Annotated in this window: 29 protein-coding genes, 3 tRNA genes and 3 pseudogenes; 28 read left to right on the top strand and 7 right to left on the bottom strand. The window is 39.6% G+C overall.

All coding sequences use genetic code 11. The features are described from left to right. The first annotated feature begins 4 nt into the window (after positions 1–4). The 17 genes and pseudogenes from thiI (at position 5) to gla (ending at position 16,107) form a co-directional block, all read left to right on the top strand. The gene (thiI, locus tag HT718_RS07060) at positions 5–1,219 is read left to right on the top strand and encodes a tRNA uracil 4-sulfurtransferase ThiI (RefSeq protein WP_173267998.1); all 1,215 of its coding nucleotides are present in this window, start codon (positions 5–7) and stop codon (positions 1,217–1,219) included. 479 nt (positions 1,220–1,698) lie between these two features. After that, positions 1,699–2,721 (top strand): branched-chain amino acid aminotransferase, encoded by a 1,023-nt coding sequence (locus HT718_RS07055; protein WP_173267997.1) that lies wholly within the window; start codon positions 1,699–1,701, stop codon positions 2,719–2,721. A 22-nt stretch (positions 2,722–2,743) separates the two neighbouring features. Beyond that, positions 2,744–4,711, top strand: a complete 1,968-nt coding sequence (locus HT718_RS07050; protein ID WP_173267996.1) for a peptide ABC transporter substrate-binding protein — start codon at positions 2,744–2,746, stop codon at positions 4,709–4,711. A 98-nt stretch (positions 4,712–4,809) separates the two neighbouring features. Continuing rightward, positions 4,810–5,040 (top strand): DUF2969 domain-containing protein, encoded by a 231-nt coding sequence (locus tag HT718_RS07045; protein ID WP_173267995.1) that lies wholly within the window; start codon positions 4,810–4,812, stop codon positions 5,038–5,040. A gap of 49 nt (positions 5,041–5,089) precedes the next feature. Further along, positions 5,090–5,170, top strand: a tRNA-Tyr gene (locus HT718_RS07040). Positions 5,171–5,179: 9 nt separating this feature from the next. Next, positions 5,180–5,251, top strand: a tRNA-Gln gene (locus tag HT718_RS07035). A gap of 161 nt (positions 5,252–5,412) precedes the next feature. Further along, entirely contained in the window at positions 5,413–6,615 is a 1,203-nt protein-coding gene (gene rpsA / locus HT718_RS07030; protein WP_001001632.1) for a 30S ribosomal protein S1, read from the top strand. Between the two features lie 85 nt (positions 6,616–6,700). Further along, a complete protein-coding gene (locus tag HT718_RS07025; RefSeq protein WP_173267994.1) occupies positions 6,701–7,198 on the top strand; it encodes a GAF domain-containing protein in 498 nt (165 codons plus the stop codon). Then, on the top strand, positions 7,198–8,853 hold the full coding sequence (gene dnaX / locus HT718_RS07020; protein WP_173267993.1) for a DNA polymerase III subunit gamma/tau: 1,656 nt from the start codon (positions 7,198–7,200) through the stop codon (positions 8,851–8,853). Before HT718_RS07025 ends, dnaX begins: the two co-directional genes overlap by 1 nt. A 27-nt stretch (positions 8,854–8,880) precedes the next feature. Beyond that, on the top strand, positions 8,881–9,075 hold the full coding sequence (locus HT718_RS07015) for a DUF3272 domain-containing protein (protein WP_125453016.1): 195 nt from the start codon (positions 8,881–8,883) through the stop codon (positions 9,073–9,075). Positions 9,076–9,225: 150 nt separating this feature from the next. Then, positions 9,226–9,996, top strand: a complete 771-nt coding sequence (sufC, locus tag HT718_RS07010) for a Fe-S cluster assembly ATPase SufC (RefSeq protein ID WP_000114489.1) — start codon at positions 9,226–9,228, stop codon at positions 9,994–9,996. 27 nt (positions 9,997–10,023) lie between these two features. Further along, the gene (gene sufD, locus HT718_RS07005) at positions 10,024–11,286 is read left to right on the top strand and encodes a Fe-S cluster assembly protein SufD (protein WP_173267992.1); all 1,263 of its coding nucleotides are present in this window, start codon (positions 10,024–10,026) and stop codon (positions 11,284–11,286) included. A gap of 10 nt (positions 11,287–11,296) precedes the next feature. Then, positions 11,297–12,523 carry a cysteine desulfurase gene (locus tag HT718_RS07000; RefSeq protein WP_173267991.1) on the top strand — a complete coding sequence of 409 codons (1,227 nt, stop codon included), beginning with the start codon at positions 11,297–11,299 and terminating at the stop codon, positions 12,521–12,523. Next, positions 12,510–12,950 (top strand): Fe-S cluster assembly sulfur transfer protein SufU, encoded by a 441-nt coding sequence (sufU, locus tag HT718_RS06995; protein ID WP_049540418.1) that lies wholly within the window; start codon positions 12,510–12,512, stop codon positions 12,948–12,950. Before HT718_RS07000 ends, sufU begins: the two co-directional genes overlap by 14 nt. Positions 12,951–13,007: 57 nt before the next feature. Beyond that, entirely contained in the window at positions 13,008–14,420 is a 1,413-nt protein-coding gene (gene sufB / locus HT718_RS06990; RefSeq protein WP_000797046.1) for a Fe-S cluster assembly protein SufB, read from the top strand. Positions 14,421–14,732: 312 nt separating this feature from the next. Further along, positions 14,733–15,084, top strand: a pseudogene (locus HT718_RS09630) (IS5/IS1182 family transposase); the annotation flags it as partial. 117 nt (positions 15,085–15,201) lie between these two features. After that, complete coding sequence (gene gla, locus HT718_RS06985) at positions 15,202–16,107, top strand: aquaglyceroporin Gla (RefSeq protein ID WP_173267990.1); 906 nt, start codon at positions 15,202–15,204, stop codon at positions 16,105–16,107. Here gla and HT718_RS09625 read toward each other — a convergent pair. The 3 genes and pseudogenes from HT718_RS09625 to HT718_RS06980 form a co-directional block, all read right to left on the bottom strand. Further along, positions 16,098–16,319: pseudogene (locus tag HT718_RS09625) on the bottom strand (hypothetical protein); the annotation flags it as partial. The gene gla and the pseudogene HT718_RS09625 sit on opposite strands and share 10 nt — an antisense overlap. Before the next feature lie 161 nt (positions 16,320–16,480). Beyond that, positions 16,481–16,643 (bottom strand): annotated as a pseudogene (locus tag HT718_RS09620) (ISL3 family transposase); the annotation flags it as partial. Between the two features lie 396 nt (positions 16,644–17,039). Then, the gene (locus tag HT718_RS06980; RefSeq protein ID WP_049540415.1) at positions 17,040–17,339 is read right to left on the bottom strand and encodes a YbaB/EbfC family nucleoid-associated protein; all 300 of its coding nucleotides are present in this window, start codon (positions 17,337–17,339) and stop codon (positions 17,040–17,042) included. Positions 17,340–17,523: 184 nt separating this feature from the next. Between HT718_RS06980 and efeO the strand changes: the two genes are divergently transcribed. From efeO to tatA, 5 genes are read left to right on the top strand one after another with little or no spacing between them, the layout of a single operon-like run. After that, complete coding sequence (gene efeO, locus HT718_RS06975) at positions 17,524–18,396, top strand: iron uptake system protein EfeO (protein ID WP_061087863.1); 873 nt, start codon at positions 17,524–17,526, stop codon at positions 18,394–18,396. A gap of 5 nt (positions 18,397–18,401) precedes the next feature. After that, entirely contained in the window at positions 18,402–19,616 is a 1,215-nt protein-coding gene (gene efeB / locus HT718_RS06970) for an iron uptake transporter deferrochelatase/peroxidase subunit (protein ID WP_173267989.1), read from the top strand. Then, complete coding sequence (locus tag HT718_RS06965) at positions 19,591–21,279, top strand: FTR1 family protein (RefSeq protein ID WP_173267988.1); 1,689 nt, start codon at positions 19,591–19,593, stop codon at positions 21,277–21,279. The genes efeB and HT718_RS06965 overlap by 26 nt, the downstream gene beginning before the upstream one ends. Then, entirely contained in the window at positions 21,280–22,011 is a 732-nt protein-coding gene (gene tatC / locus HT718_RS06960; RefSeq protein WP_173267987.1) for a twin-arginine translocase subunit TatC, read from the top strand. Beyond that, on the top strand, positions 21,995–22,165 hold the full coding sequence (gene tatA, locus HT718_RS06955) for a twin-arginine translocase TatA/TatE family subunit (protein ID WP_000512113.1): 171 nt from the start codon (positions 21,995–21,997) through the stop codon (positions 22,163–22,165). The genes tatC and tatA overlap by 17 nt, the downstream gene beginning before the upstream one ends. Positions 22,166–22,300: 135 nt before the next feature. Here tatA and HT718_RS06950 read toward each other — a convergent pair whose 3' ends face one another. From HT718_RS06950 to HT718_RS06935, 4 genes are all read right to left on the bottom strand, one after another. Beyond that, positions 22,301–22,660: a type II toxin-antitoxin system RelE/ParE family toxin gene (locus HT718_RS06950; protein WP_173267986.1), complete on the bottom strand. Its 360-nt coding sequence runs from the start codon at positions 22,658–22,660 to the stop codon at positions 22,301–22,303. Further along, positions 22,650–22,934: a type II toxin-antitoxin system RelB/DinJ family antitoxin gene (locus tag HT718_RS06945; protein ID WP_049534391.1), complete on the bottom strand. Its 285-nt coding sequence runs from the start codon at positions 22,932–22,934 to the stop codon at positions 22,650–22,652. Before HT718_RS06945 ends, HT718_RS06950 begins: the two co-directional genes overlap by 11 nt. A 187-nt stretch (positions 22,935–23,121) precedes the next feature. Next, positions 23,122–23,364: a type B 50S ribosomal protein L31 gene (locus tag HT718_RS06940; protein ID WP_000710764.1), complete on the bottom strand. Its 243-nt coding sequence runs from the start codon at positions 23,362–23,364 to the stop codon at positions 23,122–23,124. Between the two features lie 95 nt (positions 23,365–23,459). Further along, entirely contained in the window at positions 23,460–24,395 is a 936-nt protein-coding gene (locus HT718_RS06935) for a bifunctional oligoribonuclease/PAP phosphatase NrnA (protein WP_173267985.1), read from the bottom strand. A 103-nt stretch (positions 24,396–24,498) separates the two neighbouring features. Here HT718_RS06935 and HT718_RS06930 point away from each other — a divergent pair, with 103 nt between their 5' ends. From HT718_RS06930 to HT718_RS06905, 6 genes are all read left to right on the top strand, one after another. Then, positions 24,499–24,942, top strand: a complete 444-nt coding sequence (locus HT718_RS06930; RefSeq protein ID WP_001162128.1) for a flavodoxin — start codon at positions 24,499–24,501, stop codon at positions 24,940–24,942. A 115-nt stretch (positions 24,943–25,057) separates the two neighbouring features. Next, complete coding sequence (locus tag HT718_RS06925) at positions 25,058–25,324, top strand: chorismate mutase (RefSeq protein WP_173267984.1); 267 nt, start codon at positions 25,058–25,060, stop codon at positions 25,322–25,324. Further along, a complete protein-coding gene (gene crcB / locus HT718_RS06920) occupies positions 25,321–25,695 on the top strand; it encodes a fluoride efflux transporter CrcB (RefSeq protein WP_173267983.1) in 375 nt (124 codons plus the stop codon). The genes HT718_RS06925 and crcB (HT718_RS06920) overlap by 4 nt, the downstream gene beginning before the upstream one ends. Continuing rightward, entirely contained in the window at positions 25,689–26,018 is a 330-nt protein-coding gene (gene crcB, locus HT718_RS06915) for a fluoride efflux transporter CrcB (protein WP_173267982.1), read from the top strand. The genes crcB (HT718_RS06920) and crcB (HT718_RS06915) overlap by 7 nt, the downstream gene beginning before the upstream one ends. A gap of 118 nt (positions 26,019–26,136) precedes the next feature. Then, positions 26,137–26,484: a 50S ribosomal protein L19 gene (rplS, locus tag HT718_RS06910; protein WP_001068669.1), complete on the top strand. Its 348-nt coding sequence runs from the start codon at positions 26,137–26,139 to the stop codon at positions 26,482–26,484. A gap of 42 nt (positions 26,485–26,526) precedes the next feature. Then, a tRNA-Arg gene (locus HT718_RS06905) sits at positions 26,527–26,598 on the top strand. Positions 26,599–26,648: the final 50 nt, after the last annotated feature.

Genomic DNA, 26,648 nt, shown 5'->3' with positions numbered 1-26,648 from the left:
ATTTATGCAGTATTCAGAAATTATGATTCGTTACGGAGAATTGTCAACCAAGCACAAAAATCGTATGCGTTTCATCAATAAACTTCGCAACAATATTTCAGACGTTTTGTCTATCTATCCCCAAGTAAAAGTAACAGCAGATCGTGATCGTGCCCATGCTTACCTTAATGGAGCTGATTACACAGCAGTAGCAGAATCGCTTAAGCAAGTCTTTGGAATTCAAAACTTTTCTCCCGTTTATAAAGTCGAAAAGTCTGTGGAAGTTCTTAAATCGGCTGTCCAAGAGATTATGAAAGAAACTTACAAGGAAGGGATGACATTTAAAATCACTGGTAAGCGTAGCGACCACACCTTTGAACTTGATAGTCGTGAACTCAATCAAACTCTTGGTAGTGCTGTTTTCGAGGCTATTCCAAACGTACAAGCTCAGATGAAAAATCCTGATATCAATCTTCAGGTGGAGATTCGTGAGGAGGCTGCCTATATTTCCTATGAAACTTTTCGTGGAGCAGGAGGATTACCTGTGGGAAGTTCTGGTAAAGGCATGCTCATGTTGTCGGGAGGGATTGATTCACCTGTGGCAGGTTATCTAGCTCTTAAACGAGGGGTAGATATTGAAGCCGTTCACTTTGCCAGCCCACCTTACACTAGTCCAGGTGCTCTCAAGAAAGCCCAAGATTTAACTCGTAAATTAACCAAGTTTGGGGGAAATATCCAGTTTATCGAAGTACCTTTCACAGAGATTCAAGAGGAAATCAAGGCTAAAGCTCCAGAAGCCTACCTTATGACCTTGACGCGTCGATTTATGATGCGGATTACTGATCGTATCCGTGAGGTACGAAATGGTTTGGTTATCATCAATGGGGAAAGTCTTGGTCAAGTAGCCAGCCAGACCTTGGAAAGCATGCAGACTATCAACGCTGTGACCAGCACTCCAGTCATTCGTCCTGTAGTTACTATGGACAAATTGGAAATCATTGACATCGCTCAGGCAATCGATACCTTTGATATTTCTATCCAGCCTTTTGAAGACTGCTGTACGATTTTTGCACCTGACCGTCCTAAGACAAATCCTAAGATTAAAAATGCAGAGCAGTATGAAAAACGAATGGATGTTAAGGGCTTAGTTGAGCGAGCAGTAGCAGGGATTATGATCACTGAGATTACACCTCAAGTTGAAAAAGATGAAGTCGATGACTTAATTGACAATCTTCTCTAATCAGAAAATCCAAAATAATTTAGAAAATTAAATGAAAAAGTTAGTTTTTTTAGTTTTTAATCTAAATAAACAATAAACACTAGCTTAAAAATCATGACCACACAGTGATTTCGTCTTGAATGATTATCAAGTTGAAAGAAACACTGTGTGGTTTTTGAATAGTTTGTGACTCAGAGATTAAATTCTCGGCTGATTTTTTGATATTTATAAAGATAAAACTCACCTCTGCTGAAACCTCTTACTGATCTTATATATGGATTCTATGTATGTCAAAACAAGTTCAGTTATTGAACAGATTGCACCAAACGATATAGAAGAATAATTTGAGTTTTTTATGTAATTTTTATATAGGATTCATTACGACAGATACCTTAGATTTTTTTATTGAAGAAATTTTCTGAAAATTACAAAATATGCTTGCTATTTTAGAAAAATAGTGTAGAATAAAAGAAATAGGTTTTTAGAATAAGGAGTGGAATATGACAGTAACGATTGATTGGGAAAATCTCGGTTTTTCCTATATGAAATTACCTTATCGCTACATTGCTCATTTTAAAAATGGACAATGGAATCAAGGAGAGCTTACAGAGGATGCAACTTTGCATATTTCAGAGTCTTCTCCAAGTCTCCACTATGGCCAACAAGCATTTGAAGGTTTGAAAGCTTATCGTACTAAGGATGGTAGTATTCAACTTTTCCGTCCTGATGAAAATGCTAAACGCCTGCAACGTACTTGTGACCGTCTCTTGATGCCACAAGTTCCAACAGAAATGTTTGTAGAAGCTTGTAAGGCAGTTGTCCGCGCCAATGAAGAATACGTACCACCATATGGAACAGGTGGAACCCTTTATCTTCGTCCACTTTTGATTGGTGTTGGAGATATTATCGGGGTAAAACCAGCAGAAGAATACATTTTCACCATCTTTGCTATGCCAGTTGGTAATTACTTTAAGGGTGGTTTGGTTCCAACTAACTTCTTGATTCAGGATGAATACGACCGTGCTGCTCCAAATGGTACAGGTGCGGCTAAGGTTGGTGGGAACTATGCTGCCAGTCTCTTGCCAGGGAAATTGGCCAAATCACATCATTTCTCAGATGTTATTTACCTAGACCCTTCAACTCATACAAAGATTGAAGAAGTCGGTTCAGCTAACTTCTTTGGAATTACAGCGGACAATGAATTTGTAACACCATTGAGTCCATCTATCTTGCCATCTATTACCAAGTATTCTTTACTTTATTTGGCAGAACATCGCTTGGGCTTGACTCCTATTGAGGGTGATGTCCCAATTGATAACCTGGATCGTTTTGTAGAGGCAGGTGCTTGTGGTACAGCGGCGGTTATTTCTCCAATTGGAGGTATTCAACACGGTGATGATTTCCATGTATTCTATAGTGAAACAGAAGTAGGTCCTGTGACTCGTAAACTCTACGATGAATTGACAGGAATTCAGTTTGGTGATATTGAAGCGCCAGAAGGCTGGATTGTAAAAGTAGATTAAAATTAACTAAAGGAGATTTTTTATGAAATCTAAAAAGTGGCTTTTAACAGCAGGAGTGGTCCTGAGCACAACAGCTCTTTTAGTAGCTTGTGGAAAAGCTGATAAAGAAGCAGATGCACCGACAACATTTTCATATGTCTATGCGGTAGATCCAGCATCTTTGGATTACAGTATAGCGACTCGTACATCTACAACAGATGTCATCGGGAACGTGGTTGATGGCTTGATGGAAAACGACCAGTACGGAAATGTTATTCCTTCCTTGGCTGAGGATTGGTCTGTGTCAAAAGATGGTTTGACTTATACCTACAAACTTCGTAAAGGAGTTAAATGGTACACTTCTGAAGGTGAAGAATACGCAGAAGTAACAGCCCATGACTTTGTAGCAGGATTGAAACACGTAGCTGACGGGAAGTCAGACGGTGTCTCTCTCATCCAAAATTCAATCAAGGGTTTGGATGCCTACATGACTGGTGAGACGAACGATTTCTCTACAGTTGGTGTCAAGGCCTTGGATGATTACACAGTCGAATATACCCTAAACAAACCAGAAAGCTTCTGGAACTCTAAAGTCACAACAGCGACGATGTTGCCTGTAAATGAAGAGTTTTTGAAGGCATCAGGTAAAGATTATGGAGCAGTTACTCCAGCTGGGATTCTCTACAATGGTCCTTATATCTTGAAGACCTTGACGTCTAAATCGTTGATTGAATACGAGAAAAATCCAAATTACTGGGATAAAGAAAAGGTAAAAATTGAGAAGATTAAATTGACCTACTACGATGGTTCAGATCAGGAATCCTTGATTCGTAGCTTCTCTTCTGGTGCTTATACGACAGCCCGTCTCTTCCCAAGTAGCTCAAACTTTGCTTCAACTTTGGAACAATACGGAGATAAAATCACTTATAGCCCACAGGATTCAAGTAGCTATTACTTCACATTTAACGTAAATCGTCAGTCATATAATAAAACTGCGAAAACAAGTGAAGAGCAAAAGACCTCTACTAAAGAAGCTATGCTTAATAAGGACTTCCGTCAGGCTATTAACTTTGCCTTCAACCGTCATTCTTATGCTGCCCAGCTAAATGGTGAAGACGGTGCGGATAAGATTATTCGTAACAGTTTAGTTCCAGATAACTTTGTGCAAGCAGGTGGTAAAAACTTTGGTCAAATCGCTCAAGCAGAGTTGGTGAACTATGGTGACCAATGGAAAGGCGTTGAGTTAGTGGATGGTAAGGACTCTATCTACAATCCTGACAAGGCTAAAGCTGCGTTCGAAAAAGCTAAGAAAGACTTGGAATCTAAAGGGGTAAGCTTCCCAATTCATTTGGATGTCCCAGTTGAACAGACAGATACCATCGCCGTTCAACAAAGCAACTCTTTCAAACAGTCAATCGAATCAACTCTGGGTGCTGAAAATGTTGTCATCGACGTGCTTCAAATGACAGATAATGAAAAGGAAACAATCACTTCTCAAGCGCGTGTTCCTTCTCAAAAAGACTATGACTTGAACAGTACAGGATGGGCTCCAAGTTATCAAGACCCAGCATCTTACTTGAATATCATGGATCCTAAATCAGGTTCTGCCATGAAACACCTTGGTATTACGAAAGGAAAAGATAAGGATGTTGTAGCGAAACTTGGTTTGGACCAGTATAAGAAATTATTGGATGATGCAGATTCAGAAACTACCAATCTTGAAGAACGCTATGAAAAATATGCCAAAGCTCAAGCTTGGTTGACAGATAGTTCATTATTGATGCCGACAGCCTCATCTGGTGGTTCTCCAGTTGTAAGTAATGTCGTGCCATTCTCAAAACCATACTCACAAGTTGGTATTAAGGGTGACCCATATATCTTTAAAGGAATGAAATTGCAAAAAGATATCGTTACGACAAAAGAATATGAAGAAGCACTGAAAAAATGGCAAAAAGAAAAATTGGAATCAAACGGTAAGTACCAAAAAGAACTAGAAAAACACATTAAATAAAGCAGAAAACTCTATATCAGACTCAGAATGATATAGAGTTTTTTCTTGCTAGTTTTGGGATTTTCTTGTAAAATAGAAAAAGTGAAGAGAGGTAAGAAATGAGTAAGAAAGATAAAAAAATCGAAATTCAAGTAGCAGATGCTAAAGTTAGTGTAGGAAAAGACATTTTTGAAGGTTATACATTGACTATTGGTAAAAAAGTTATCGGAGAAATTGCCGAATTAGATGGACAATTTGCCATCATAAAGAATGGGAATGTCGATAGTTTTTATAAAAAATTGGAAAAAGCTGTGGAAATTTTGATTGAAAATTATAATTTAGCAAAATAAGTCTTGTTTTTTTGAAATTTTCATGATATAATAGTCCATGTTGATTGTAGGAGAGATAGCGAAGAGGCTAAACGCGGCGGACTGTAAATCCGCTCCTTCGGGTTCGGGGGTTCGAATCCCTCTCTCTCCATTTCATCAATGGGGTATAGCCAAGCGGTAAGGCAAGGGACTTTGACTCCCTCATGCGTTGGTTCGAATCCAGCTACCCCAGTTCTTAGGTAATAATCAAGATAAAAAGCAAAATATCTTAGGGTATTTTATTTTTATAATTGAAAGACGTGAACGATATGAACATGTCCTTGCGGGTGCTTAGGAAAAAAATTATAAGTATGTCAAGTTTAAGAAAAACTTGATTGTTGGAGGATTTTTTAGATGAACGAATTTGAAGATTTGCTAAATAGCGTTAGCCAAGTTGAGACTGGTGATGTTGTTAGTGCTGAAGTATTGACAGTTGATGCGACTCAAGCTAACGTTGCAATCTCTGGAACTGGTGTTGAAGGTGTCTTGACTCTTCGCGAATTGACAAACGATCGCGATGCAGATATCAATGACTTTGTTAAAGTAGGAGAAGTATTGGATGTTCTTGTACTTCGTCAAGTAGTTGGTAAAGATACTGATACAGTTACATACCTTGTATCTAAAAAACGCCTTGAAGCTCGCAAAGCATGGGACAAACTTGTTGGTCGCGAAGAAGAAGTTGTTACTGTTAAAGGAACTCGTGCCGTTAAAGGTGGACTTTCAGTAGAATTTGAAGGTGTTCGTGGATTTATCCCAGCTTCAATGTTGGATACTCGTTTCGTACGTAACACTGAGCGTTTTGTAGGTCAAGAATTTGATGCTAAAATCAAAGAAGTTGACGCTAAAGAAAACCGCTTCATCCTTTCACGTCGTGAAGTTGTTGAAGCAGCTACTGCAGCAGCTCGCGCTGAAGTATTCGGTAAATTGGCTGTTGGTGATGTAGTAACTGGTAAAGTTGCTCGTATCACAAGCTTCGGTGCTTTCATCGACCTTGGTGGTGTTGACGGATTGGTTCACTTGACTGAATTGTCACACGAACGTAACGTATCACCAAAATCAGTTGTAACTGTTGGTGAAGAAATTGAAGTGAAAATCCTTGATCTTAACGAAGAAGAAGGACGCGTATCACTTTCACTTAAAGCAACAACACCTGGACCATGGGATGGCGTTGAGCAAAAATTGGCTAAAGGTGATGTAGTAGAAGGAACAGTTAAACGTTTGACTGACTTCGGTGCATTTGTTGAAGTATTGCCAGGTATCGATGGACTTGTTCACGTATCACAAATTTCACACAAACGTATTGAAAATCCAAAAGAAGCTCTTAAAGTTGGTCAAGAAGTTCAAGTTAAAGTTCTTGAAGTTAACGCAGATGCAGAGCGTGTATCACTTTCTATCAAAGCTCTTGAAGAGCGTCCAGCTCAAGAAGAAGGACAAAAAGAAGAAAAACGTGCTCCACGTCCACGTCGTCCAAAACGTCAAGAAAAACGTGATTTCGAACTTCCAGAAACACAAACAGGATTCTCAATGGCTGACTTGTTCGGTGATATCGAACTTTAATCAAATTGAAAATTCACAAAATCCTTTGTTTTCTAAACAAGGGATTTTTCTTTTGTCTGTAAGTCTTTTTTGATATAATAGTTCTATGTTAGAATCAGAAAAACAATCATGTTATCAAATGTTAAATGAGGAGCTTTCTTTTTTATTGGAAGGTGAAACCAATGTTTTGGCTAATCTTTCTAACGCTAGTGCTCTTCTAAAATCACGATTTTCCAATACTGTATTTGCAGGCTTTTATTTATTCGATGGAAAGGAATTGATTTTAGGTCCCTTCCAAGGTGGTGTTTCCTGCATCCGTATTGCGCTAGGCAAGGGTGTTTGTGGGGAGGCAGCTCACTTTCAGGAAACTGTTATTGTTGGAGATGTGACGACTTATCCCAACTATATTTCTTGTGATAGTCGAGCTAAAAGTGAAATTGTTGTGCCGATGATAAAGAATGGTCAATTACTTGGAGTTCTGGATCTGGATTCTTCAGAGATTGATGATTATGATGCTATGGATCGAGATTATTTGGAACAATTTGTCGCTATTTTGCTTGAAAAGACAGAATGGGACTTTACAATGTTTGGGGAGAAAGCCTAATGTATCAAGCACTTTATCGAAAATATAGAAGTCAAAACTTTTCCCAGTTGGTTGGTCAGGAAGTTGTGGCTAAGACTCTTAAACAAGCAGTGGAGCAAGAGAAAATAAGTCATGCCTATCTTTTTTCTGGTCCTCGTGGAACGGGAAAAACCAGTGTGGCTAAGATTTTTGCCAAAGCTATGAACTGTCCAAATCAAGTGGGTGGGGAACCTTGTAATAACTGCTATATTTGTCAAGCAGTGACAGATGGTAGTTTAGAAGATGTCATTGAAATGGATGCGGCCTCTAATAATGGAGTGGATGAAATCCGTGAAATTCGTGATAAATCTACCTACGCCCCTAGCCTTGCTCGTTATAAGGTTTATATCATAGATGAGGTTCACATGTTGTCTACAGGGGCTTTTAATGCCCTTCTAAAGACGCTGGAAGAGCCAACACAGAATGTGGTTTTTATTTTGGCCACTACTGAATTGCACAAGATTCCTGCCACTATTCTATCCCGTGTGCAACGTTTTGAATTTAAATCGATTAAGACACAGGATATTAAGGAACATATCCACTATATCTTAGAAAAAGAAAATATCTCTTCTGAACCAGAGGCTGTGGAAATTATCGCTAGACGAGCTGAAGGTGGGATGCGGGATGCTCTGTCTATTTTGGATCAAGCCCTTAGTTTGACGCAAGGAAATGAATTGACGACTGCCATCTCTGAAGAAATTACCGGAACCATTAGCCTATCTGCCTTGGATGATTATGTGGCTGCCTTATCTCAACAGGATGTTCCAAAAGCCTTAACTTGTTTAAATCTTCTCTTTGAGAATGGTAAGAGCATGGCTCGTTTTGTAACCGACCTTTTGCACTATTTAAGAGACTTGTTAATTGTTCAAACAGGGGGTGAAAATACTCATCATAGTCCAGTCTTTGTGGAGAATTTGGCTCTTCCTCAGGAAAATTTGTTTGAAATGATTCGCTTGGCGACAGTGAGTTTAGCAGATATTAAGTCTAGTTTGCAGCCCAAGATTTATGCTGAGATGATGACCATCCGTTTGGCGGAGATTAAGCCTGAAGTAGCTCTTTCTGGGGCAGTTGAACATGAAATTTCTGCACTGAGACAGGAAGTTGCGCGTCTTAAACAAGAACTCGCAAATGTGGGAACTGTACCCAAGCAAATAAGTCCAGTACCTACCCGCCCAGTAGCAGGCAAGACAGTCTATCGTGTGGATCGCAATAAAGTTCAATCTATCCTACAAGAGGCCGTCGAAAATCCTGATTTAGCACGTCAAAACCTGATTCGTTTGCAGAATGCCTGGGGAGAGGTAATTGAAAGTCTTGGTGGGCCGGACAAGGCTTTGTTAGTTGGTTCTCAACCGGTTGCCGCCAATGAGCACCATGCTATTCTTGCTTTTGAGTCTAACTTTAATGCTGGTCAAACCATGAAACGAGACAATCTTAACACAATGTTTGGCAACATCCTCAGTCAGGCAGCAGGTTTTTCACCTGAGATTTTAGCCATTTCCATGGAGGAATGGAAAGAAGTTCGCGCAGCCTTTTCAGCCAAAGCCAAATCTTCTCAAACTGAAAAAGAAGTAGAAGAAAGCCTGATTCCTGAAGGATTTGAATTTTTGGCTGATAAAGTGAAGGTAGAGGAAGACTAAAGAAAGATTTCATGATACAATAAGCTTATGAATAGACAACAATTTATTATCATTGCGCTGTTTACAGCTGTTGAGACCTATTTTTTTAATGAAGCCTGGATGACTGGTCGCTATATTATGGCAGCCTTTTGGGCCATTTTGCTCTTTAGAAATTTCCGAGTTAGTTACTTGATGGGCAAAATTGTAGATGTCATTGACCAGCATTTGAAAGGAAAAGACTAGTCCTCAGCTTCTAGACAAAATCAAAGCCTTTTAGGCTTTTTTTTGTTATACTATAAAAGTATATTTATTGACCTTTTACCGTATTTTCTAGGGAAATTAAGAATGTTTCTAGTAAGTACTGTAAAGGCCTTGAAAAAGAAAGGAACTATCATGTCAGTATTAGAGATCAAAGATCTTCACGTTGAGATTGAAGGAAAAGAAATTTTAAAAGGGGTTAACCTGACCCTGAAAACAGGGGAAATCGCCGCTATCATGGGACCAAATGGTACAGGTAAGTCTACTCTTTCAGCTGCTATTATGGGGAACCCCAACTATGAAGTCACAAAAGGTGAGGTCTTGTTTGATGGCGTAAACATCCTTGAGTTGGAAGTAGACGAGCGTGCGCGTATGGGGCTTTTCCTTGCTATGCAATACCCATCAGAAATTCCTGGTATTACTAACGCTGAGTTTCTTCGTGCAGCTATGAATGCTGGTAAAGAAGACGATGAAAAGATTTCAGTTCGTGAGTTTATCACTAAATTGGATGAGAAGATGGAATTGCTTAACATGAAAGAAGAAATGGCTGAGCGTTACCTCAACGAAGGTTTCTCTGGTGGTGAGAAAAAACGTAATGAAATTCTTCAGCTTTTGATGTTGGAACCAACATTTGCCCTTTTGGACGAGATTGATTCAGGTCTTGATATTGACGCTCTTAAAGTTGTATCGAAAGGTGTTAATGCCATGCGTGGTGAAGGTTTCGGTGCTATGATTATCACTCACTACCAACGTCTTTTGAACTACATCACACCAGATGTGGTACACGTGATGATGGAAGGTCGTGTTGTCCTTTCTGGTGGTCCAGAATTGGCTGCGCGTTTGGAACGTGAAGGATACGCAAAACTAGCTGAAGAACTTGGTTACGACTACAAGGAAGAATTGTAATTCCATCGTATCTTTTAGGAGAAGTAAATGACTAAAGAAAATATTAAACTTTTTTCAGAAATGCACGCTGAACCAAGCTGGTTGGCACACCTCCGTCAAAAAGCTTTTGATAAGATTGAGAGCCTAGAATTACCAGTTATTGAGCGTGTTAAATTCCACCGTTGGAATCTGGGTGATGGAACGATTACAGAAAGCGAGCCGTCAGCAAATGTTCCAGATTTCACAGCTCTAGATAATCACTTGAAGTTGGTGCAAGTAGGAACTCAAACAGTTTTTGAACAAATTCCAGTTGAGTTGGCTGAACAAGGAGTTGTATTTACAGACTTCCATTCAGCTTTAGAAGAAATTCCAGAACTCGTAGAAGAATTCTTCATGTCATCTGTTAAGTATGACGATGATAAATTAGCAGCCTACCATACAGCTTATTTCAATAGTGGTGCTGTTCTCTATATTCCTGATAATGTTGAAATTGCTGAACCAATCGAAGGTATTTTCTACCAAGATAGTGATAGCGATGTGCCGTTTAACAAGCATATTATGATTATCGCTGGTAAAAATTCTAAGATTAGCTACCTTGAACGTCTAGAGTCACGCGGTGAAGGAAGTGCCAAAGCGACTGCTAACATCACTGTTGAAGTGATTGCACGTTCTGGTGCTCAAGTGAAGTTTGCAGCTATTGACCGTCTAGGAGAAAATGTCACTGCCTACATTAGCCGTCGTGGTAAATTAGGCAACGATGCAAGTATTGACTGGGCGATTGGTGTCATGAACGAAGGAAACGTCGTAGCTGACTTTGATAGTGACTTGATTGGTAACGGTAGCCATGCTGACCTTAAAGTTGTAGCTCTTTCAAGTGGTCGTCAGGTGCAAGGCATTGATACTCGTGTAACCAACTATGGTTGCAACTCAATCGGAAATATCCTCCAACATGGGGTTATTCTTGAAAAAGCAACCTTGACCTTCAATGGGATTGGCCACATCATCAAGGGTGCCAAGGGAGCAGATGCCCAACAAGAGAGCCGTGTTCTCATGCTTTCAGACCAAGCACGTTCAGATGCCAATCCAATCCTTTTGATTGACGAAAATGACGTTACTGCAGGACACGCTGCTTCTATCGGTCAGGTAGATCCAGAAGACATGTACTACCTCATGAGCCGTGGTTTGGACAAGGCAACAGCAGAACGTTTAGTTGTCCGTGGTTTCCTAGGATCTGTTATCGTGGAGATTCCAGTCAAGGAAGTTCGTGATGAAATGATTGCGACTATCGAAGAAAAATTGTCAAAACGCTAAGGGGTAGCCTATGTTAGATGTAGAAGCGATTCGCAAGGATTTTCCAATTTTAGACCAGATTGTCAATGATGAACCATTGGTCTATTTGGACAATGCTGCGACGACACAAAAACCACAAGCAGTTCTGGAGAAGATTAATCGCTATTATGAACAGGATAACGCCAATGTTCACCGTGGTGTCCATACCTTGGCAGAACGGGCAACAGCTTCTTATGAAGCCGCTCGTGAAACCATTCGCAAGTTTATCAATGCAGGGTCTACAAAGGAAGTTCTTTTTACTAGAGGAACGACAACTAGTCTTAACTGGGTGGCACGCTTTGCAGAGGAAGTCTTGACTGAGAGAGACCAGGTCTTGATTTCTGTCATGGAACACCATTCTAATATCATTCCTTGGCAGGAAGCCTGCCGTAAGACTGGGGCAGAGCTGGTTTATGTCTATCTCAAGGATGGATCCTTGGATATGGATGACTTACGAGCTAAATTGACTGATAAGGTCAAGTTTGTTTCGCTAGCTCACGCCTCAAATGTTCTGGGTGTGGTTAATCCAATCAAAGAAATTACTCAATTAGCCCACCAAGTTGGGGCTATCATGGTGGTGGATGGCGCTCAGTCTACGCCCCATATGAAGATTGATGTTCAGGACTTGGATGTGGACTTCTTTGCCTTCTCAGGTCACAAGATGGCTGGTCCGACTGGTATCGGTGTCCTTTATGGGAAAGAAAAGTATCTGGAACAAATGTCACCAGTAGAATTTGGCGGCGAGATGATTGATTTCGTCTATGAGCAAACTGCTAGTTGGAAGGAATTGCCTTGGAAATTTGAGGCTGGAACTCCTAATATGGCAGGCGCTATTGGATTTGCTGCTGCAGTGGAGTATCTGGAAAAGATTGGTATGGATGCGATTGAAGATCATGAACAAGAATTGATTGCATACGTATTTCCAAAATTGCAGGCAATCGATGGATTGACCATTTACGGTTCACAGGACTTGGCTCAACGTTCAGGTGTCATTGCTTTTAACCTAGGCGGCCTTCATCCGCATGACCTTGCAACAGCACTTGATTATGAAGGAGTAGCAGTTCGTGCGGGTCACCATTGTGCACAACCCTTGCTCCAATATTTGGAAGTTCCAGCAACAGCTCGTGCAAGTTTTTATATCTACAATACCAAGGCAGATTGCGACAAGTTGGTCGATGCCCTACAAAAGACAAAGGAGTTTTTCAATGGCACTTTCTAAACTAGATAGCCTTTATATGGCAGTGGTAGCGGACCATTCGAAAAATCCACACCATCAAGGGAAGCTGGATGACGCTGAACAAATCAGTCTCAACAATCCAACCTGTGGCGATGTCATCAACCTATCTGTCAAGTTTGATGCAGAGGAACGTTTGGAAGATATCGCTTTTCTAAACTCAGGTTGTACCATCTCGACTGCCTCTGCTAGTATGATGACAGATGCCGTTTTAGGAAAAACCAAGCAAGAAATCTTAGAACTAGCGACTATTTTTTCTGAAATGGTTCAAGGGCAAAAAGATGAACGCCAAGATCAACTTGGCGATGCAGCCTTCTTGTCAGGTGTTGCTAAATTCCCGCAACGGATTAAGTGTGCAACCCTAGCTTGGAATGCCCTTAAGAAAACAATTGAAAATCAAGAAAAACAGTAAGACAAGTTTCTTTTGTACTATGAATTAGTAGAAATGAAGAATGAAAGAAAGGATATTATGGCTGAAGAAAGAGTAGAACCAAAACCAATTGATCTTGGTGAATATAAATTTGGTTTCCATGACGATGTAGAGCCTGTCCTATCGACAGGAAAAGGATTGAATGAAGATGTCATTCGCGAATTATCAGCTGCTAAGGGAGAACCTGAGTGGATGCTAGAATTCCGTTTGAAGTCTTATGAAACCTTCAAAAAAATGCCTATGCAAACTTGGGGAGCGGACTTGTCAGAGATTGACTTTGATGACTTGATTTACTATCAAAAACCATCTGACAAACCAGCTCGTTCTTGGGATGACGTTCCTGAAAAAATCAAAGAAACCTTTGAACGTATCGGTATTCCAGAAGCTGAACGTGCCTATCTAGCAGGGGCTTCTGCCCAATATGAGTCAGAAGTGGTTTACCATAACATGAAGGAAGAATTTGAGAAGTTAGGAATTATCTTTACAGATACAGATTCTGCTCTCAAAGAATACCCAGACTTGTTTAAACAATACTTCGCTAAGCTTGTACCACCAACAGATAACAAGTTAGCAGCCCTCAATTCAGCAGTATGGTCAGGTGGAACCTTTATCTATGTACCAAAAGGAGTTAAAGTGGATATTCCACTTCAAACTTACTTCCGGATCAACAATGAAAATACTGGTCAGTTTGAACGTACCTTGATTATCGTTGATGAGGGAGCAAGCGTCCACTATGTAGAAGGATGTACGGCGCCAACTTATTCAAGCAACAGCTTGCATGCTGCCATCGTAGAAATCTTTGCCTTGGACGGGGCTTACATGCGTTATACAACCATCCAAAACTGGTCTGATAACGTTTATAACTTGGTAACCAAACGTGCTAAAGCTTTGAAAGATGCGACTGTTGAGTGGATTGATGGAAACTTAGGTGCCAAAACAACCATGAAATACCCATCTGTTTACCTTGATGGAGAAGGTGCGCGTGGAACTATGCTTTCGATTGCCTTTGCCAATGCTGGGCAACACCAAGACACAGGTGCCAAGATGATCCACAACGCCCCACATACAAGCTCGTCTATCGTTTCTAAATCCATCGCTAAAGGCGGAGGAAAGGTGGACTATCGTGGACAAGTAACCTTTAACAAAAACTCTAAGAAATCTGTTTCTCACATAGAGTGTGATACCATTATCATGGATGACTTATCAGCGTCAGATACCATTCCATTTAATGAAATTCACAACTCGCAAGTTGCATTAGAGCACGAAGCCAAGGTATCTAAGATTTCAGAAGAACAACTATACTACCTCATGAGTCGTGGTTTGTCAGAATCTGAAGCTACTGAGATGATCGTTATGGGATTTGTAGAGCCCTTCACTAAAGAACTTCCAATGGAATACGCCGTTGAGCTGAACCGCTTGATTAGCTATGAAATGGAAGGGTCAGTTGGGTAAAATTTGATTCTAGGTTTACTCAAAATCAAGGACTTTGAAGATGAACTTGTAACAAAAAGAGACTGAGAAAAAATATTTTAAGAACAGAAAACGCATGATATCAGGTGCAGTTCAAAAAACTTGATATTATGCGTTTTATTGTAGGAAGGTTTGTTGCGTTTTCTCATGAAATAGAGTTTTTCTAACCGCTTTTTACTTTCAGTATACAATATATTGAAATAATATATAAACAAATCTATTAGGAAGATAAATGAATTTCTAAAAATCTTTTAGTAGTCATAGTGCACTATTCTAGTTTCAATAAACTATATTTTTGTGAGGACGAAGTAAGACAATATATAAAATAGTCAGTTCAAGGCAGGATATAATGTTCAAGTTCCTACTAATGGCAAGTATGTCCTTTATTTTGATATCTTTCAAAATCTAACAGACATTCACACTTTGAAGTTCTTCTTCCAAACCATTCAAACTTAAGCATGCTTCACACTGATTTTAATATATCGTGCTCGATGCAGGTTATGGTAGCGAATAAAACTATGTTTTTATTTGTGAATGGTGAAAGATACTGCTTATTCCCTATACCATGTATCAGAAGGAATTGACTTAAAAGCATCAGACTAGCACAGATAACCTAATGAATTGGGAATATATTGAAAACAAAGATTAGTTTATAAGATTTGGAATCGTTTTCTGTCATAATCTTTCAGGAAAGTAGTTGCTAAAAGATGTAAAAATTGATAGAATAATGATTGTCTAAAAAATTTTAAGGAGAATCTATCAAATGGATTTCACATGGGCAATTAAATATGCCACTGAATTTTTGGCCACTGCTCTTTTGATCATTCTTGGAAATGGTGCAGTTGCCAACGTTGAACTTAAAGGTACGAAAGGTCACCAAAGTGGCTGGATCGTTATCGCTGTTGGTTATGGTATGGGGGTTATGATTCCTGCCTTGATGTTTGGTAACGTATCTGGAAACCACATCAACCCAGCCTTCACTCTTGGACTTGCAGTCAGCGGTCTATTCCCTTGGGCACAAGTTGCGCCTTATATCATCGCACAAGTTTTGGGTGCTATCTTTGGCCAAGCCTTGGTTGTGGCAACACATCGCCCATACTACTTGAAAACTGAAAATCCAAACAACATCTTGGGTACTTTCTCAACAATTTCAAGTTTGGATAATGGTTCAAAAGAATCACGCTTTGCAGCAACTGTTAATGGTTTTGTAAACGAGTTTGTTGGTTCATTTGTCCTTTTCTTTGCAGCGCTTGGTTTAACTAAAAACTTCTTTGGTGCTGAACTAGTGTCAAAAGCGCAAGCGGCTATCAATTCTCAAGTTGCTCAAGCAACTACTCAAGGTCAAACCATTCCTCAAGAACAAGTAACAGCAGCACTTGATCAAGCTAAAGAACAAGTAGCACCATTTATGACATCAGGTCTTGGAATTGCTCACTTGGCACTTGGTTTTCTCGTTATGGCCTTGGTAACGTCACTTGGTGGACCTACAGGACCTGCCTTGAACCCAGCCCGTGACTTTGGTCCACGTCTCCTTCATGCTTTCCTTCCAAAATCAGTTCTTGGTGAGCACAAAGGTGATTCAAAATGGTGGTATTCTTGGGTACCAGTAGTAGCACCTATCGCAGCAGCAATTGCAGCAGTAGCTGTTTTCAAATTCCTTTACCTATAAGAAATTGAGTTCTCTATCCATTGTAATGGATTGAAGCAAAGATAAGATCTAGAAAGGGCAAATTTTGTCCTTTCTTTTTTGATATTGCGAATTGTAAAAATCTGTTTTTTGAAGTTGTCAAAGTTTCGAAAATCAAAGGTATTGCATTGGATAAGATTATTATTCTCTCCTAATTTTATGTTGAAACAAGGTAATTGAAGGGCGGTGATTATGAGGCTGGGACAAAAAGATTTTGATTTTAGGAATTCTTTATTATAAATTTTTAAAATCGATAGATTAGCCAAAAAAGCGAACAAGACAGAATTCTGAGTGTCAGATAACTCATTTTGTTCGCTTTTTATATTTAATGTTAGACTTTTATCCTAGACCCAGCCTGAAAGCGAGGAAGAACTAGCTCTAGATTCTTCTCAATGAGTACGCAAAACCTTACTTTAGAAGTAAAAATGTAAGAGATTATAGTGGTGCTTTAATTCTTTTTAGTAACTCAAGAGTGTCTCTATAATCTCTTTAGTAGTTAAGCGCATACAAAAAGTAGGCGATACAATAGTTTACTGCTGTGCTGTTAGTAGGGGTTGATGATCATGTACTCATGAAATCTTTGATTAAGTTGCTTCATGGTTTGGCATGACTTACAACTTGCCTTAAGTATTGAAGTAGAATAGTCTGGTGGACTGTTTTAGCCGGAATTTAGGAATATAATAACAAATGGTAAAAAGGATTAAGAATGATTTTAGCGTTTAGGACTTAGTATGAGAAAAAAAGTTTTCAATATCAAGCAGTTGTGATAAAATGTAATTGTTCCATAGGATTCTTTCTAATGATTGTTTGATTGCTTTTCATTATAGATTTTATGGGATTTTTTCTACATCAAAATAGGCTCCATAATATCTATAAGGGATTTACCCACTATAAATATTATAGAGCCTTTTTTATTAGAATGGCAATTTCCCGGCGAAAGCACCTAGTTTTTTCTTGGTAGTTTCATCGATTTGTTCAAGAGCAGAGTTGATAGCTTGAACAGTCATATCTGAAAGTGTTTCAAGGTCTTCTGGGTCAATGACAGCTGGATTGAAGTCAATGCTGACAACTTTCTTATCGCCAGTTAAGGTCGCTTGGACAAGATCTTGAGCAGATTTGCCAACAAATTGCATAGCAGCAAGTTCTGCTTGGCTTTGTTCCATTTGTTTTTGAAGTTTCTGTGCTTGACGCATCATATTTTGCATGTTCATCATGGTGATTTACTGTTTCCTTTTATCTTATTTTCTTTCCTATTTTATCAATTTTGAGGTTAAAAGTCTAATATTAGTTTAAATTTAAAACATTAAATTGTCTGAAAATTTATTGAAAAATGAGTGAAAACATGATATAATGAAACGTAAAATTAATTCAGGGAGCCTGAACCAATAGGAGTATACAATGAAAAAACTAGGTTTTGTCCTTTTATCTTCAGCCTTGCTATTGACTGCTTGTGCTAATAATCAATCTAAGCAAAGCAACACAAGTGATTCCTCTAAGGTGACAGCCTTGTCTGAAGACAAGCAAAAAATGCTTGATAAGGCCACAGCTGACTATAAGACTTTTGTGCAAGAGCAAATTGATAAACTGTTGACAGATACGGAAGGCTTTGTCAAACTGTTGAAAGAAGGAAAGTTAGAAGAAGCCAAGAAGGTTTATCCACTGATTCGTATGTCTTATGAGCGTTCAGAACCGATTGCTGAGAGTTTTGGTGAGTCAGATGTCAAGATTGACTTCCGTTTGGCAGACTATATGGACGAAAACAAGACAGAAGAAGGTTGGTCAGGTTTCCACCGTATTGAGCGTATCCTTTGGGAAGACAATACAACTAAAGGAACTGAAAGCTATGGCGATCAGTTGGTCAATGATATCAAGGAATTGAAGGCCAAGATTGCAACTGTAGATGTGGATTACAAGGTTATGTTGACTGGGGCAGTTGACTTGCTTAATGAAGTAGCGACAAGTAAGATTACAGGTGAAGAGGAAATTTATTCTCATACAGACTTGTATGACTTCCGTGCCAATATCGAGGGAGCTGAGAAGATTTTCCAACTCTTTAAACCTTTACTTGAAAAATCAGACGCTAACCTAGTTAAAGAATTGGAAGCAGATTTCAAGTCTGTTAATAGTTTGCTGGACAAACACATGACAGACAAGGAACACTATAAACTCTATACTGATTTGACAAAAGAAGATACCAAAGAATTGTCAGAAGCTGTGACAAAACTTGGTGAACCTCTATCACAAATGGGTAAATTTCTTAGTGGAGAATAAGAGTCATGACTGAAAAAGACGAAAAGTTTTTTGAGAAGAAAATGGACCGTCGAGAATTTCTAAAAAAAGCAGGCATTGGAGGGGCTGGTTTAGCGCTAGGACTCTCTGGTGCTTCTGCTTTTTTCGCACCTAAGCTAGGAACTCAGGAAAAAATCTCGTATGGTAATGAAAAAATTGCTTTTTATGGCAAGCATCAAGCTGGGATTAGTACGCCCATGCAAAAAAATATCTATTTTGTTGTCTTGGACTTGCATACGACGGATAAGGATAAGATTATCCAGTTGTTCAAGGATTGGACGGATTATAGTGGCAAATTGGTAGAGGGAGAATTGGTCAAAAAAGACGGCCAGAATACTCTCTTGCCTCCTAGCGATACTGGGGAAACAGTCGGGCTTAACCCGCATCGTTTGACCCTGACTTTTGGTGTGTCTGCAAGTTTCTTGAAAAAGATGAACTTAGAAAACAAGCGTCCTCAAGTGTTCAGAGATTTACCGCCATTCCCTAAAGAGCAATTGCGTGACAAATATACTGGTGGAGATATTGTCATCCAGGCCTGTGCAGATGATGAGCAGGTTGCCTTTCATGCGATTCGCAACCTCATCCGTAAGGGGAGAAATGCCGTTACTCTTCGTTGGAGTCAGTCTGGTTTTGCAGCCATCGGGGATCGAATGGAGACACCGCGTAACCTCTTTGGTTTTAAGGATGGCACAGCAAATCCAACCAAGGAGCAAGACTTTGACCGCGTTATCTGGGCTGATAGTAAGGACTGGATGGAAAATGGATCATATATGGCAGTTCGTCGGATTCAGATGTTTTTAGAGACCTGGGATCGCACTAGTCTTGAAGAACAGGAAAATACTTTTGGACGATATAAGGAAAGTGGTGCCCCCTTCGGTAAGAAAAATGAGTTTGATGAAGTGGATTTGAGTCTCTTACCTGATGATTCGCATGTTCGTTTGGCTAAGGAAGTGGACAAGCCACTTTTGCGTCGTTCTTATTCTTACTCTGATGGGATTGATGAAAAGACTGGCCAGTTCGATACGGGTTTGCTCTTCATTTCTTTCCAGAAGGATCCAGATAACTTTGTTAAGGTTCAAACCAATCTAGGTGCTACAGATAAGATGAATGAATACATTACTCACATCGGTAGTGGACTCTTTGCTTGCTTTGGTGGTGTGGAGAAAGGAGGCTACGTTGGTCAGAAATTATTGGAAGGCTAGAAGCTGGTTATTGGTTTTAGCCCTGTCATTTTTAATCTTTTCACCAGTGGTTGCCCAAGAAAGCTTGAGTTCTTACTTTGTAAAAATCACAGATGCTTCTAAAGTGGTCAAAAATGGCAATCAGTCTGAAGCACAGAATCTCGTTAAAGAGATGGCAACAGACTTCGAAAGAATAGAAGACAGCAATTCTGAGGCTGGTAAAGTCGTCAAGGAAAAGTTATCCCAGTCAGGCGAGATTACTGAAGACAAACTCACCCAACTTTCTTCAGCCTTATTAGCCTTTGAAAAAGAACAAAATCCTGTTGACTTAGATGCGGAGAAAGAAAAATTGGTCAACCGTCTAAGTCCTCGTTTTGAAGCCTTGGAACAAGCCATTGCCTCCAAAGATTTGGAAAAGGTCCGAGAGGCTTTTAAAAAAATGAATTCCACTTGGACTATCAATGAAAGTGTGGTTCGTGACAATAGTACGGCCCATTATGGACGTGTTGAAACAGCTATCTCCTTTCTGCGTAGTAGCATGGAAACCGAACCTACAGATTTTAACTCGATTCAGACTTCCTTTGAGGACTTAAAAAAGGCTATTGATGATTTTGTAACTGGAAAAGAAGTCGCAGAAGCATCTTCTGATTTAAGCCTTAAAGATGGTATTGCCCTCTTGAAGAAGGCTTTGGAACAATTCCAAGCTGGTGACCACGCATCAGGAGCAGCTAGTATGAAGGAATTCATCACTATCTGGCCAACGATTGAGGGTTCTGTCAGCACGACTAATCCTTCCCTCTATACACGAGTGGAAAGCGAAAGCCCTGTGATTATGGTCAAGGGAAGTGAGAAGGACTACCAAGAAAAATTAGAAAAACTGATTGCAGATTTATCACAGATTGATACTAGCGCACGTTACAATGCCTTTGATGCCATGCTCATTCTCTTGAGAGAAGGTGTAGAGGCTCTCTTAATTGTTATGGCCTTGGTTACAACCTTGAAAGCAGCCAAGATGCGTAAAGGACTCAAGTGGGTTTATGGTGGTGCTATAACTGGAATCATGGGCAGTCTGGTCATTGCTTTCATCCTGCAAATTGCCTTTCCAGCAGTAACATCAGGCTCCAATCGTGAAATTATCGAAGGAGCAGTGGGAATTTTTGCAGTAGCTATGATGATTTTGATTGGAATCTGGCTCCACAGCAAATCCTCAGTCAAAAAATGGAATGCTTTTATGGAGTCGCAAATGGAAACAGTGACCAAAACAGGTTCCTTCATTTCCATGTTTGCCCTTAGTTTCCTAGCTGTTTTCCGTGAGGGAGCAGAAACCATTCTCTTTTATGTCGGAATTTTACCAAGAATTTCCAACTTTGAATTTGTCTTGGGCATTTCACTTGCCTTGCTGGTTCTGGTAATTATTGCCCTTATGATGAACAAGGCCAGTCAGTTCTTCTTACCTCATAAGGTCTTCTTTATCCTAACTTGGATGATTTATGCTTTGGCATTCAAGATGCTGGGAGTTAGTATCCATGCTCTTCAGTTGACTAATATGGCACCAAATCACTTGTTAACAGGATTTCCAACTATAGATCTGCTTGGAATTTACCCAAGTTGGGAAGGATTGGCCAGCCAGTTACTCTTTGTCGTTATTGTCTTGATTGTCACTTTCAGACAGGGTGAAAAATAGATGGATAGAAAAGAATTGACAATCGTTGAACATCTGGTAGAATTTAGAAAGAGATTATTGGCAGTGGTCATTTGTTTCTTTTTGGTATTCTGTGTTTCACTGCTTTTTGTAGATCAAATTTACCAGTATGTGACCCAATCTTTTCAGCAAAAGTTGATTGTTTTAGGACCAAATGATATTTTATGGATTTATATTCGTTTGGCTAGTCTGATGGCTTTTACCATCACATTACCTTACACGGTGTATCATATTTGGTCTTTCATCAAACCGGGACTAAAGAAGGAAGAAGCTAGAGCCGTTTTTGCTTATATTCCAGCTAGTTTCCTTTGTTTTCTAGTTGGACTGGCTTTTGGTTTTTACTTTGTAACACCAGCCTTACTTCAGGTTTTATTAGGGTTGGGAGAAGGTCTATTTGAAACGCAGTTAACAGCTCAAAATTATCTGTCCTTTGTTTTTCAAACGACCTTGCCCTTGGCTCTGATTTTTGAATTGCCAGTTATCATTGCCTTTTTGACGTCGATTGGACTCATTGGACCAGAATTATTGACCGCTTATCGCCGATATGCTTATTTTATCTTATTGGTACTTGCAGTCATCTTGACACCAGCCGACTTTGTTAGTGATTTGGCAATGACTGCCCCCTTGATTTTACTCTATGAATTGAGTATTGCTATCAGCAAACACATTATGAAACGCAAGCAGAAAGGAGCGAGAAATGGGAATCTTACGTGATATCGGAGCACCAGGATTGATTATTATCGTTTTAGGAGCTCTCTTAATCTTCGGACCAAAACGATTGCCTGAACTAGGCGAATCAATTGGTAAAATGCTATCCGAATTTAAAAAAGCAGTTAAAGGAACTGAAAATCAAGATAAAGAAGAGTAAATCTGGTCTAATTAAAAAACTTTGTACTCTAGAAAGCATCGTGTGGCTAGCTAGAGTGCAAAGTTTTTTGATTTTTTAGTTAAAATGAGGACTGTATTCTTTATGAATATAAAGTATGATTAAGAGCAGTGGACATTAAAATGATGATTTTGAGTTTTTGTTATTTTTGCTTTGTAGCAAGGTAACATAGTCACTTTTGGTGTGGAATAAGTGGGAAAGAAAAACAGTTCTTTGGGTTTGATCGATAAAGTAAAGCAAGATATATTGCCCGATAATTTTTCCTCTTGTTGGGTACTTACTGTTGATTTTTAGTCCTATTTTTTCATCTGCATCAAAACCAGCTTCAGGAAAGGTTTCTAAACTTTTTAAGCCGTCTAGAATTTTGGCCACAGTATTTTTAGCAGACTGAGGTGATAAAAGAACAGTAGTAATGTAGTCATGAATACTGTCAATTGCCTGACTCACTTCAGTATATAGAATCACTTTATAAGCCATATCGTAGCCTCATATTGTCTAGGGAAGTTCCTTGTCCGGATTCGTATTCTCTTAAGGCGCGTTCAGATTGGGCTTGTAGTTCTTGAATCAATCGCTCACGATGTAAATCTTCTGTGGTTTTTATTGGCAAATCCTGTTCGAGAACAATTTGCTCAATAAAAAGACTAATAGCATCAGTCATGGTCATTCCTTTTTCCTTAATGATAGCTCTAGCTTGTTCCATTGATGACTCATTGATTTTAAAATTGTATTGCTTAGTAAGTGATGTAGTCATGGTATATCTCCAATCTATACTATATATAGCTAGTATATATCTTTAATACTTTTTAAGCAAGCGAAAACTTTGTACTCTGAAAACCATCGCGTGGCTATCGAGAGTGCAAAGTTTTTTTGAGTCTGGAATATGAAAACAGCAGTTAATTTCAAGAAAAAAAGAACAGCTGAAACTGTTCTTTTTATCATTATTTGAGACCGTATTTTTTGTTGAAACGATCCACGCGTCCATCTGCTTGAGTGAACTTTTGACGTCCAGTGTAGAATGGGTGTGAGTCTGATGAAATTTCCACACGGATCAATGGGTAAGTTTCGCCTTCGAACTCAACTGTTTCGTTAGAGCGTTTTGTTGAACCGCTAAGGAATTGGTAACCAGTAGTTGTGTCCATGAAGACAACTGGGCGATATTCTGGATGGATATCTTTTTTCATTTTGCAATATTTCCTTTCTGCCATGGTCTCTTTGCGAGCCATAGATTGTTACTATACTAGTCTATCAGATTCTGAAAAGTTTGGCAAGTATTTTATCAGTTTTTAAGCAAGTTTTTTAACTTTTGGTAGATGATTTCGTTTTCCTCTTGGCTATAGGAATTGGCACCACTTGCTAGAGGGTGGCCTCCTCCATCATGTTCTTTGGCAATTTCATTGATAGGATGGATTTTACTGCGTAAGCGAACACGGTAGTGGCCATCAGCCTGTTCCACAAAAATTCCCCAGAGACTGACACTGTCAATGCGTCCAGGTGCACCGACAATGGCTGCAGTTTCAGCATCGGTAACATTGAATTGTTTCAAGACTTCTTGACTCAGGATAACTCGCGCTGCACCATTTTCATCCACTTCCAGATGGTCGTAGATGTAGCCTTGAAGTTTAGCAATTTTATAGCTCATAGTGTCCATTTTGCGGGTGAGAGCCGCAAAGTCAAAGTTATGTTCTCTCAAATAAGCAGCAAGGCGAAGAGTCCGTGCAGTGGTAGAAGGGTAGAGGAAGCGACCTGTATCACCAATAATTCCTGCAAAGAGCAACTCAGCAGCGCGATCTGACAAGGCCAGTTGGGTTGTTTGGGCAAATAGGGTAATCATCTCACTAGCGCTACTTGAACCAGTATCCACCCAAGATAGGTCACCGTATACATCATCATTTGGATGGTGGTCAATTTTAATGAGAAAATCACCTTGACTATAGCGCTTATCATCGATACGAGCAGTATTCGCCGTATCACAGACGATGACAAGGGCACCTTGGTAGGCACTATCTTGAACAAGATCCATTTCAGCCATCCAAGTAAGAGTTGGTTCATCAAAACCAACGGCTTTGATGGTTTTTTCTGGGAAATGATGTTCCAGCAAGGCTTTCAATCCCACTTGACTTCCCAAGGCATCAGGGTCTGGTTTCATATGACGATGAATGATAATCGTATCGTATTCTTTAATTTTTGCTAAAATATGATGGCAAATATCCATAAATAACCTCAATTCTTTCTCATTTCATTGTAGCACAAGAATTTTTATTTTTAAAATGAAAAAGATGTGATATAATGGAGAAAGATAAATTGAGGAGGACGATATGGCATTAGCAAAAATTGTATTTGCCAGTATGACCGGTAATACCGAAGAAATTGCAGATATTGTAGCAGACAAATTACGTGACTTGGGCTTGGATGTCGATGTTGATGAATGTACAACTGTTGACGCTTCCGACTTCTTGGAGGCAGACATCGCTATCGTTGCGACCTATACTTATGGTGATGGAGAATTGCCAGATGAGATGATGGACTTCTACGAAGACCTAGCAGACCTCAACTTGAATGGTAAAATCTACGGAGTGGTCGGCTCAGGTGATACCTTCTACGATGAATTCTGTAAGGCTGTTGATGACTTTGATCGTGTCTTTGTTTCAACAGGGGCAGAAAAAGGTTCAGAGTGTGTCAAAGTTGATCTTTCTGCCGAAGAAGAAGACATTGAACGCTTGGAACAATTCGCAGAAGAATTGGCTGCTAAAGTAGGATAAGCATAAACGTGCGCTGATGCAATCAATCAGTGCATTTTTCTTATCGTGAGTTAGGATTTTACTAGCCTATTTAGTGGCTTTTTGATACAATAATTCAAATAAAGGAGGAGATTGTATGGATTTAGATATTATTCGGAAAGAAATTGATCAAATCGATGACCAAATTGTCAAACTGCTAGAAGAACGAATGCACTTGGTTGAAGGGGTTGTCGCTTACAAGAAGGCTTCAGGGAAACCGATTTTAGATACCAAGAGAGAAGCAGTTATTTTTGGAAAGGTCAGAAATCGTGTAGAGGACAAGCGTTATCAGGAGACTATTGTCGCGACTTTTTCGGACATACTCAAACGTTCGCGTGATTATCAGGATCAAAATATCAAATGAAAAAAGAACAATTTTATCCGCTAGGAATTTTTCTAGCTGCCATGGTGGGTGGGCTTGTCCGTTACCTGGTTTCTACTTGGTTACCAGCCAGTCCAGGTTTCCCTTGGGGCACTCTCTTTGTCAACTATCTGGGAATTTTCTGCTTGGTTTATCTTGTCAAGGGCTATCTGGTCTATAAGGGGACTAGTAAGGGCTTGGTTTTAGCACTGGGAACGGGTTTTTGTGGAGGTTTAACAACCTTTTCGAGTCTAATGCTTGATGCTGTGAAACTGCTTGATACCGGGCGTTATCTTAGTTTAGTTCTGTATTTGCTTTTGAGCATCGGTGGAGGCCTGCTTTTGGCTTACTATTTGGGGAGGAAGAAATGGTAATCATTTATCTTGCAATTGCTTGTGGTTTCGGAGCCCTAGTACGGTATTTCTTTTCCCGCTATAATCAAGCTTCTAAATTGCCCTTGGGAACGCTTATAGCTAATCTTCTCGGTTGTTTTTTGATTGGCTTATTCTACAATCATGTGGAGTCTAAAGAAGTCTATGCTATTTTGGCAACTGGATTTTGTGGAGGTTTGACAACTTTTTCGACCTTGAATGACGAACTTCAAAGATTGCTAAGTGATAAGAAGGTCTTTTATTCTTACCTGACTTTGAGCTACTTAGGTGGTTTAGTTGCGATTTTTTTAGGAATTTTGCTATAAATTTCTTTACTTTTTTGTAGAAATTTGGTAAACTGTATCTTGTGTGTAATGGACGCACAAAAATACAGTTTATCCGCTGAGGAAGGTTCCTCAAGATTGACAAAGATAGGAGAATAAAATGAATCCATTAATCCAAAGCTTGACTGAAGGTCAACTTCGTACAGATATCCCATCATTCCGTCCTGGTGACACTGTTCGTGTACACGCGAAAGTTGTCGAAGGTAACCGTGAACGTATCCAGATTTTTGAAGGTGTTGTTATCGCACGTAAAGGTGCTGGTATCTCAGAAAACTACACAGTTCGTAAAATCTCTAACGGTGTAGGTGTTGAGCGTATCTTCCCAATCCACACTCCACGTGTTGAAAAAATCGAAGTTGTACGTTACGGTAAAGTACGTCGTGCGAAATTGTACTACTTGCGTGCTCTTCAAGGTAAAGCAGCTCGTATCAAAGAAATCCGTCGTTAATTCGACTAAAAAACTCTGCTTTTTCAGCAGAGTTTTTATCTAGCTCCCTTAGTTCAATGGATATAACAACTCCCTCCTAAGGAGTAGTTGCAGGTTCGATTCCTGCAGGGGGCAGTAATTAGATATGAAAAACCGCTCAGCCGAGCGGTTTTCGTTTTTCACTT

It is taken from the genome of Streptococcus sp. 714 (genome assembly GCF_013277115.1).
Lineage (GTDB): Bacteria > Bacillota > Bacilli > Lactobacillales > Streptococcaceae > Streptococcus.
The sequence above is the reverse complement of the archived record's forward strand: the minus strand, read 5'-3'. Positions and strand labels throughout refer to the sequence as shown.